Annotated in this window: 9 protein-coding genes; 3 read left to right on the forward strand and 6 right to left on the reverse strand. The window is 37.2% G+C overall.

Annotated elements, in window-relative coordinates:
• A partial coding sequence (locus AC3AX0_RS02785; RefSeq protein ID WP_487548782.1) for a glutamine amidotransferase-related protein occupies positions 1–191 on the forward strand: 191 nt, incomplete at its 5' end.
• 57 nt (positions 192–248) lie between these two features.
• On the opposite strand, the gene AC3AX0_RS02790 is transcribed toward AC3AX0_RS02785, so the two are convergent.
• From AC3AX0_RS02790 to AC3AX0_RS02805, 4 genes are all read right to left on the reverse strand, one after another.
• Complete coding sequence (locus AC3AX0_RS02790; protein WP_487548783.1) at positions 249–1193, reverse strand: 2-hydroxyacid dehydrogenase; 945 nt, start codon at positions 1191–1193, stop codon at positions 249–251.
• A gap of 256 nt (positions 1194–1449) precedes the next feature.
• Positions 1450–2889 carry a sodium:solute symporter family protein gene (locus AC3AX0_RS02795; RefSeq protein WP_487548784.1) on the reverse strand — a complete coding sequence of 480 codons (1440 nt, stop codon included), beginning with the start codon at positions 2887–2889 and terminating at the stop codon, positions 1450–1452.
• Between the two features lie 55 nt (positions 2890–2944).
• The gene (locus AC3AX0_RS02800; RefSeq protein WP_487548785.1) at positions 2945–4138 is read right to left on the reverse strand and encodes an aminotransferase class I/II-fold pyridoxal phosphate-dependent enzyme; all 1194 of its coding nucleotides are present in this window, start codon (positions 4136–4138) and stop codon (positions 2945–2947) included.
• 15 nt (positions 4139–4153) lie between these two features.
• The gene (locus tag AC3AX0_RS02805) at positions 4154–4915 is read right to left on the reverse strand and encodes a dimethylarginine dimethylaminohydrolase family protein (RefSeq protein WP_487548786.1); all 762 of its coding nucleotides are present in this window, start codon (positions 4913–4915) and stop codon (positions 4154–4156) included.
• 497 nt (positions 4916–5412) lie between these two features.
• Here AC3AX0_RS02805 and AC3AX0_RS02810 point away from each other — a divergent pair, with 497 nt between their 5' ends.
• Positions 5413–6246, forward strand: a complete 834-nt coding sequence (locus AC3AX0_RS02810; RefSeq protein WP_487548787.1) for an IclR family transcriptional regulator — start codon at positions 5413–5415, stop codon at positions 6244–6246.
• A 98-nt stretch (positions 6247–6344) separates the two neighbouring features.
• Here the strand turns inward: AC3AX0_RS02810 and AC3AX0_RS02815 are convergent, their stop codons facing one another.
• Positions 6345–6914: an indolepyruvate oxidoreductase subunit beta gene (locus tag AC3AX0_RS02815; protein WP_487548788.1), complete on the reverse strand. Its 570-nt coding sequence runs from the start codon at positions 6912–6914 to the stop codon at positions 6345–6347.
• A complete protein-coding gene (gene iorA / locus AC3AX0_RS02820) occupies positions 6914–8698 on the reverse strand; it encodes an indolepyruvate ferredoxin oxidoreductase subunit alpha (RefSeq protein WP_487548789.1) in 1785 nt (594 codons plus the stop codon). Before iorA ends, AC3AX0_RS02815 begins: the two co-directional genes overlap by 1 nt.
• 160 nt (positions 8699–8858) lie before the next feature.
• On the opposite strand from iorA, the gene AC3AX0_RS02825 reads away from it, so the two are divergent.
• On the forward strand, positions 8859–9511 hold a 653-nt coding region (locus AC3AX0_RS02825), incomplete at its 3' end, for a MerR family transcriptional regulator (RefSeq protein ID WP_487548790.1).

The raw sequence follows: 9511 nt of genomic DNA on the forward strand, positions 1-9511 counted from the left end.
AATTCAGAGACATAGTAGAGTCAAATGGTATGAAAATCACAGGACTTTCACCTGATGAAAGACTAGTTGAAATAATAGAGATTGAAGACCACCCCTGGTATCTAGCTGCACAGTTTCATCCAGAATTCAAGTCTAGACCTACAAAAAGCCACCCTTTGTTTAGGGAATTTGTGAAAGCTTCCAAGAAATAATTCACCACGCAAAAACAGCCGAAATAAAATCCGGCTGTTTTTGCGTGATTGATATATTTAAATTTGTGAAGGCTCTTTAAGAGCTTCAAGTATGGACTCTACTGTCATCTTTATTGAATTGTCGTTGGCTTCCTGGGTGTAGTAGGCTATATGGGGAGTTGCAACAACATTATCAAGACCTGCCAATTTATAACCAGACTCCGAGGGAGGCTCGTTTTCATAAACATCTATTGCAGCATATCCGACATTCCCCTCTGTCAATGCTTCATAAAGATCTTCATTGTCTACAAGCTCAGCTCTTGCAACATTTATAAATATCGCATTTTCCTTCATTCTAGAAAAATATTTCTCATTTATTATCTTTTCATTTTCTTCCGTAACCTTCATATGAAGGGATACAATGTCAGATCTTTCAAAAAGCTCATCGAAATCTACATATTCAACACCGTAGTTATCCTTTAGATCCTGGTTTTCATAAATATCCGTCGCTATAACATTTGCTCCCAGCGCTCTTGCCTTCTTTGCTACTAGAGAGCCTATGCTTCCAGTACCTGCTACTCCATAAGTAGCACCACTGATTTCAATTCCTTTCATACCATCAATGGTCCAGTTTTTTTCCTTTAGTATCCTGTCCGCTAAAACCGTTCTCTTGGCAAGGGTAAATGCCAGCGAAACTGCAAATTCAGCCACAGCGTTGCTTCCATATCCATCTATATTTAAAACCTTTATTCCTTTTTCCGTTGCATAATCCACATCAATGAAATTCGAAACTCCCGTTCCTATGAACTGCAAAATCTTAAGATTAGGCAATCTGTCCAACATCTCATTTGTAAACTGCATAAGTCCGAAGGCTATTGCTTCGGCATCATAGGCCCTGGATACCAATTCATCAATATTCTCAGGAATACCATCATATATGCTCACATCTCCTATTTCATATAGTGGTTCAAGCAGTTTTTTGTCATCGATGAAAATCCCTGCATCTACCAAACATACTTTCATTTGCTCTCCCTTTCCTCTTAAGAGCAGGTTTTAGAATCTGCTCTTGTTAAATTTATAACTATGTCCTATTAATTATTGTTGTATACACAGGACCAGTTCTATATATTATTCATACAAATCATCAAACATTTCTTTAGCAATATCTCTTATTGAAGTTCTTGCAAATGATTCACTATGCGCTCCAAAGTAAACTAAAACAATTTTAAAACTTATCCAGAGCAGGTTCTTATCAAACCTGCTCCGGCAATTAATGATTTTATTTCACTTCCGTTTCCAGTTTTTCAATTCCGTCTGGCTTGTCTTTCAACACCAATGATCCCACTACAAGAACTGCTACCGATGCTATGATTCCAAGGAATACAGGGTCTCCAAGGAAAACATCATATCCAACTGTCAGATAAAGTCCTGCAGGTACTATTGTTCCCGTTAATATACTTGCTACGACTGCCGTTTTTGATGTCTTACTGCTGAAGAACAGTGCAGCTATTAGAGATGGTACCAAAGCTGCTCCAACTATAGAGAATACCATGTAGAGGTATGTAAACAGCGACTGTATGAAAAGAGCAATAATCAGACCTAGTGCACCAATAATTACAGTTGCGTAAGGCATTGCCTTGGTAAGTTTCTGTTCATTTACTTCCTTATTCAATGCATGTCCAAGGTCATACATCACGTGAGTTGTTGCCAGTATGAGGAATGAATCGAAGGATGACATTATTGCCGCGATTATTCCCGCTATTGTTATACCTCTTAATATAGGAGGATAATAATTAAGTACAAAAAGCGGAAGTGCTGCTTCTGCATTTTCAAGCCCTGGCATCAGTACAAACATGCATCCACCAATTATCAGAAGAACTGCTCCAAAGTACATTCCCATTGCTCCTGTAACGAGGAATGAGGTTCTTGCTGAACTATGATCCTTGGCTGCAAGTGCCCTTTGAGGCATTGTTGGGTCTCCTGGTACCGCCAGGAAGTATGCAAGAAAGAATCCTATAGTTCCTGCACTTACTCCACCCATGAATGGATTTGTCATAGACATACCTGCATCTACATATGTAGCTGCAACATTTGCAAAGCCTCCTGCATTTGAAAGTCCGATTATAGGACCAAGAATGAATATGCCTATTATCATGATAACCAGCTGAACTACATCTGTATAAACAACTGCAAAGAATCCTCCAATAGAAGTATATCCTATTGATATAAATGCTGCTATAGCTGTTGCAAGTGGTACTGAAATTGTAAGAGTTTCACCAAATACATAAATTATGATATTTCTAAGACCTGCAATATTAATTGCTACAATAGCTATTGCATATATAATGATTACTATAGATGAAATAAGTCTCGCGGTGTTTCCGAATTTCTCAGATAAAACTTCCGCCATTGTTCTCTTGCCGGTATCTCTTATCTTTCCCGCAATCAGACCAAAGAAAATAAGTCCAAGTGAAAATCCTGCATACATCCAAACTACTGTACCCGTAATTCCAAATTTATAAGCATTTCCCACTGCTCCCATTGTCATTCCAGATCCTACCATTGTTGCCATTATTGTACCTATGAGAGCAAACTTATTGAATCTTCTTCCACCAAGAATGAAGTCATCCATTGTTTTAATCTGACCCTTGGCGAATAAACCTACTGCTATCATACCAACTAAATAAATCCCTATTATAATTAAATCGATTGTACTCAATTTAATCCTCCTAAAATTTTTATTTTTTATGTCGTTATAGCTAATTATTTCATTATTATACAGATTCTTTTAAAATTTCTACTTTTTCACTGAAAATGTCCATCTGTTCCAATCTGTCAAAGGCTTCTTTCAACCTGTCAATTCCGACAGTACATGCTATTCTTATGAATCCTTCACCAGCTTCGCCAAACCCAGAGCCCGGAAGTACAAGTACACGTGCGTCATCAAGTATCTTTTCCCATATATCCATGGATGTTAGCCCTGTATCCTTGATGTTGACGAAAAGATAAAATGTTCCTTCAGGATTTGAACAACTCATATTCTTCATATTCTTTATTCTATCATAAGAATAGAATATTCTGCTCCTATATTCATCATACAATCCTTTTTGTATCTCTTTCCTCCTTTCTATAGCATATATTCCCAACCTTTGGGACATTGAGCTTATTGTGAAGTTAACAGATTCATTAACATTCCTGAAGCAATCTATAAGTTCCTTGTCTGCAATTATATGACCAAGTCTCAAACCAGTCATAGAGAAATCCTTTGAATAGCTGTAAATTGTAATAACTCTTTTTGGGCTATCTTCATATGCACAAATAGGCTTTTTATTGTCAGTATAGTTAAGTGCCGCATAAATGTCATCTGCTATTATCAAGAAATCATATTTCTCCGCCAATTCAAGTATTCCCTGAATATTTTCCTGGCTGTATACCTTTCCACTTGGATTGTTTGGTGAATTGATTATTACTGCTTTTGTTCTGTGAGAAATATGCTTCTCGAATTCTGCTAAATCCACATCAAAATTATCTTCACTTCTTGTATTGTAGACTACAAGTTTTCCCTTTGGCAGTTCAATCTGTGGTTTGTAATAAAGGTAATATGGAGCAATCGCAATAACTTCATCTCCATCATCCAACAGTCCTTCCATTGCTAGATACATAGCATGGGTTCCACCACCTGTAATGATTATTTCTTCATTGTCGAAGTTAAAACCATAATCTTCCTTATACCACTCAATAGTCTTGTTTCTTAAATCCTCATCACCCAGGAACTCGGTATACCTTGTATGACCGTTTGTAATGACATCTTCATACATAAGTCTTATGCATTCCTTGTCTGCCGGATAATCCGGGTCACCGATACTTAAATCGATGACATCATCATATCTTTTTATCATTTCATTGGTCTTGCTCAACGCGGGTACTTCAAAATTCCAGTGTTTTTTTGCTATATATTTGTTTTTCATTTAATTTACTCCCTATTAGAATCTTAGAGACAAGCAGCTAAGACCTCCATCTATTTTTTGGAATTCGTTCATTTCAACTAGTTTAATATCATAATCAAAGTCTTCCAGCAATTTCTTAAGCTTTGGAAATCCTGCTGGCATTATTATATTGTCGTTTACTCTTATGCAGTTTGCAGCATACATTTCATCTTCAGGAACAATAATCTTTTCGAATTTTTCAAAATCAGGATGCGTTATAAATTCTCCAGCTACCAATACCCTGTTGTCTCCTATATAGTTTACTCCTGATTTAAGGTGGAACATCTCCTTAAGTGGTACGACAGATCCAGTATATCCATGCTTTTCAACAATTTCTATAAACTGTCTTGCTCCTTCTTCATCTGTTCTTTTTGAAAGTCCTATATAGAAATGGTCTTCAATCTGCATTACATCTCCACCTTCAAGATGTCCAGGTGACTGTATTTGTTCAAAATCTCCGAAATATTCAGTTAATGCTTCCTTAACCTTTATTTCCTCGCCCTGTCTTGTATCGACTCCAGGATTTGTGATAATTGCCATTCTGTCTGTTACTACAGCAGGATCTTCTACAAAGCAAGAATCAGGATATTCATCATCTGCTTCCATAACCTTAACTTCAACTCCACAGGCTCTACAAACCTCGATATACTTCTCATGCTGCTTATATGCCTTCTCAAATACTGGTACTCCCAAATCAGCAGTCGTCTGTCCTTGCGTTACACTTTCACCCGGTCTTCTTACAATAAAATTTTTAAACATTTCTTCCTCCATTTTTTACATTTCTGTTTTATTTATGCATCTTTATTTTATTTATGCATTCCTTGGAACCTCGTTCCTTGTGTTTTAATTATACTACCTGTTTTTTATCGTGTCAAGGACTAATTTTTTTGAAATCCTTTTCCCAAAACGTTCTAATAATGTCTGTTTTCCAACATTAATCTGATTTTTCACACCTTGTTTCGGTATAATGCCCATATCGAACATCTTTATTTTTCGCTTCCTATCACGGTGTGTTTCTTTCTATACTACGTATCGTCACTTCTAAACATTTGTATTATATCCTTTGTTTATTCGACGAATTATTCATTTACTTGAACGGCGTTCCATAAAATTTTGATGAATTTCTATACATAAGTTTAACTGACCCTTTATTTAAACTCTCAATACATGCCATAAGCTCACTTTATATTTGTATTTAGTAGGAAATGGATATATAATTTAATAAAACAGATATTTCAATTTATTGGAGATTATTGATGAAAAATAATAAGGATTTGAAAATAAAGAAGAACGATAACGAAAGTGAAGATTTGAATGTAATGGTAGAAAGAGCCGCCTTGATAATGGACCGTATCTACAGATCAAGAAAAACACTTGGAGTGTCTTATCTGGCCAAGGAGCTTGGACTTGCAAAGGTTACAACCTTCAGAATAATGAAGACACTTGAAAAGTATAATTACCTAATGTTGGATGAGGATACTATGGAATATTCCCTTGGATACCTTTTCTACGAGTATTCCAAAAAAATCGAAAAAAATATTTCACTAATCAATTTAGTAACACCCTTCATGGAAGAGCTTGCAATAAAGATAAATGAAAATGTGAATCTAGGAGCAATATATAAAAATGATATAATAAACCTAAAAACAGTGGAGGGAGATTCCTTTGCCCTCATGTCAGTCCTTGAACCCCTGACCCCGCTCCACTGTTCATCCTCAGGAAAGCTGTTCCTGGCGAGGCGTTCTGACATAGATATCAAAGAGTATTTTGAAAATGAAGAGAAAACCGAATATACCCACTTCACAATAACTAAATACGAGACCTTCCTGAAGGAAAAGAAGAAAATATTAGAAGAAGGAATTTCCTATGACAGAGAAGAATACACCTATGGCTTGACTTGCATCTCTGCACCACTTTTCGACAAGAACGGCGACATTATAGCATCTTTAGGAATGTCTGGACCTACAAACAGAGTATTATACAAAGGTTTGGAAATAATCGAAAAAGAAATCAGGGATGCAGCTGATGAAGCAAATGAATTTCTTAAGAAGTTTTCACCAGAGATATTGAGGATAAAGTCTACATTTTAAGTTCTCTTCATTTATTGAATATTATAGCTATGGAAATAATACGCATTGCTAAATAGGTGAAAAAAAGTAGTCGGATTAATTTCCGACTACTTTTTATATTACTCTATCTCCATACCTTTCTTGAAGGCTGCAAGATTCAGATCAATAAATTTAGGTTTTACATTTTCAGATATGACCTTTTCCCAGTCAACATCTGTAAGTTCCATGTTTTTCACAACGGATCCAAGAAGAATCACATTCATGACCTTTGGATTTCCAAGTTCCTCAGCCATTTCATGGACATTTATTACATTGGCATCTGCAATGCTTCTCAGATCATCCTCTATTGCATCGGGATAGTCAAACTTTCCAGTCAATATCGGCATGGAATTTATCTGGTAGTCATTTACTATAGCTTTACCACCAGGCTTGAGGTGACTGAGCCATCTTAGACCTTCCATCTTTTCAAAGGCAACGAGTATGTCCGCTCCACCTGGCTCGATTACAGGGGAATAAACTTCATCACCAAATCTTACATGGGATGAAACAGATCCTCCACGTTGGGACATTCCATGAATTTCACTCATTCTAACATCATGTCCAGCTTCCATAAGACCTATGGTCAACAGCTTGCTGGCAAGGATTGTACCCTGTCCTCCTACTCCTACAAGTAAAACACTCTTAGTCATTAGTTTGCCTCCTTTGCTATTGCGTCTACAGGACAAACCTGCACACAAACTTCGCAACCTACACATTGTGTCTTGTCTATTGTTACCTTCTTGGTACCCTTGTCGAAAACAAGAGCCGGACACCCTGTCTTTATGCATTTTCTACAACCTATGCATTTATCCTCATCAACAACACACTGATTCTTGAAGGCACCTTCAAATTCTTCCTTGTCCTGAGTTGAAAACTTCTTAAGTACACATGGATATCTTGTTATTATTACAGAAGGCTCGTCAAGAGCGTATGCCCAGTCAAGAGTGTCCTTAACTTCCTTCAAGTTATTTGGATCAATTTGTCTTATATGCTCTATTCCGGTAGCCTTAACCATTGCAGTTATATCCGCTTCCTTGGTAGGCATTCCTTGAACGGTGTATCCAGATCCCGGATTTTCCTGATGTCCCGTCATTCCGGTTATTCTATTGTCAAGAATTACGTTTATTGTATTGCTTCTGTTATATGCAACATTCATAAGGGAATTTATTCCTGTATGGAAGAATGTTGAATCTCCAAGAACTGATACAACCCTCATGTCCTGGTCTGATTTCATGTTGAACACCTTCTGAGCTCCGTGTCCCATACTAAGAGATGCTCCCATACAAAGACTCATGTCCATTGCATTATAAGGCTCTGCAAATGCAAGACCATAACAACCTATATCTCCTGAAATCATAGTGTTCTTTCTCTTTCCAATCTCATAGAAGAATCCTCTATGAGGACATCCTGCACAAAGAGTTGGTGGTCTTGGAATTATTTTTTCCTCAGGTACTTCAAGTGTAGGAAGGGTTTCTCCAAATACTGCCTTTCTTATTACTTCAGGAGTCTTCTCTCCGTAATAAGGGAAGGTGTCGGAACCTCTCACATCAAGACCAATAGCTTTAAGCTCATTTTCAACAAGAGGGTCATTCTCTTCAATTACATATACCGTATCCATTTTCTCACAGAATGCTTTCAGACTGTTTAGAGGTATTGGATGACTGAATCCAATCTTATAGTATGAAGCTTCATCTCCGAAAACCTCTCTAGCAAATGTGAAAGATCCTCCTGAAGCAATAACGCCAACTTTCTTTCCGTTGTCTATCTCATAGTTTAATGGAGTTTCATCCGACCATGTTTTAAGTTCATTCATTCTCTTTTCAACTTTGTGGCGCATTAATCTTGAATATACAGGTGTAGGACTATTTTTCGGAATGTTCTTCTCGTAAATCCTAAATGGAACCTCAGTTCTATCTTGACAGTCTACTATACCCTTTGAGTGGCATATCCTTGTAGTCAATCTAATAAAAACAGGAGTATCAAACTTCTCACTTAGTTCATAGGCATCCTTGACCATATCCTTTGCTTCCTGGCTGTCTGATGGCTCAAACATAGGAATCTTTGCAAACCTTGCATAGTTCCTGTTATCCTGCTCGTTTTGTGAGGAATGCATACCAGGCTCATCTGCAGTTATCATCACCATTCCTCCGTTTACTCCCATATATGAAAATGTAAACATTGGATCTGCAGCAACGTTTACTCCAACGTGCTTCATTGATGCAAGAGATCTTCCCCCAGCTAAGGATGCACCTATTGCTCCTTCAAGGGCAACCTTCTCATTTGGAGCCCATTCTGCATAAATCGATCCCTTGTATGTTGCAATATTCTCCAGAATTTCCGTACTTGGAGTTCCAGGATATGCAGCCGCAAAATGAACGCCTGCTTCATAAGCTCCACGAGCTATTGCTTCATTGCCTGTCAATAATTTCTTCATTGTATCCTCCTTGATTACTTGACACTCAAAACTTGTATTTCAGTTTTCATTGTCTTTTTTATCCATATACATTATAATAAGGTTTACAGTAACTGTAATGTCAACACCATCTATATAATTAATATAAAAATAATTCTGTGAAATATATCAGGAGGCTAAAATGAGTCTACAATTAACAGTAAATGAGTTTTCAAAGTTAGCAGGTGTGTCCCCTAGGAATCTGAGATATTATGATAATATAGGGCTTTTAAAGGCAAGTGGAATATTAGATAACGGATACCGCTTCTACACCATAGACAAGGTGGAGGAGATCCATCTTATCAACTATTTCAGACATATGGGCATTTCCATAAAGGAAATAAAGAAGCATTTGGAGAACAGAAACATGGACGAATATGAATCCATACTCAATGACCAGCTAGACAAGGTCCACCAAGAAATGGCCGAGCTCAAACTTCTTGAGAAAAGAATACAAAAAAGGATAAGTTCTATAGAATATATAAGAAACCTTCCTCCTTCAGGAGAGATAACTGTACAAAAAATCGAGAGAAGAAGGATACTTAAGCTTGAAAAGGAAATGAAAGAACAGCAGGACTGGGAGACCAGTCTCATAAATCTACAGAAAGACCACAGCCTTCCACCTAGCGTATTCATAGGAGATGTAGGCTTCATCATAGACATGGACACTATAGAGACCAGAGGTTCTGAGGAATTCTCGGCCGTATTTCTCATGGCAGATGATCCATTCTATAACAATACGGAAAATCTCCAGTGGATTGAAGAAGAAATCTGGCTTACCCTCTATGTTAGAGG

Source organism: Dethiosulfatibacter sp., assembly GCF_983023055.1.

What these genes read in the sequence shown, in the direction of transcription:
- AC3AX0_RS02810 (WP_487548787.1), top strand. Translation starts at nt 5,413, where the DNA reads ATGAAAAATAATAAGGATTTGAAAATAAAGAAGAACGATAACGAAAGT.
- AC3AX0_RS02790 (WP_487548783.1), bottom strand. Translation starts at nt 1,193, where the DNA reads ATGAAAGTATGTTTGGTAGATGCAGGGATTTTCATCGATGACAAAAAA.
- AC3AX0_RS02805 (WP_487548786.1), bottom strand. Translation starts at nt 4,915, where the DNA reads ATGTTTAAAAATTTTATTGTAAGAAGACCGGGTGAAAGTGTAACGCAA.
- AC3AX0_RS02815 (WP_487548788.1), bottom strand. Translation starts at nt 6,914, where the DNA reads ATGACTAAGAGTGTTTTACTTGTAGGAGTAGGAGGACAGGGTACAATC.
- iorA (WP_487548789.1), bottom strand. Translation starts at nt 8,698, where the DNA reads ATGAAGAAATTATTGACAGGCAATGAAGCAATAGCTCGTGGAGCTTAT.
- AC3AX0_RS02800 (WP_487548785.1), bottom strand. Translation starts at nt 4,138, where the DNA reads ATGAAAAACAAATATATAGCAAAAAAACACTGGAATTTTGAAGTACCC.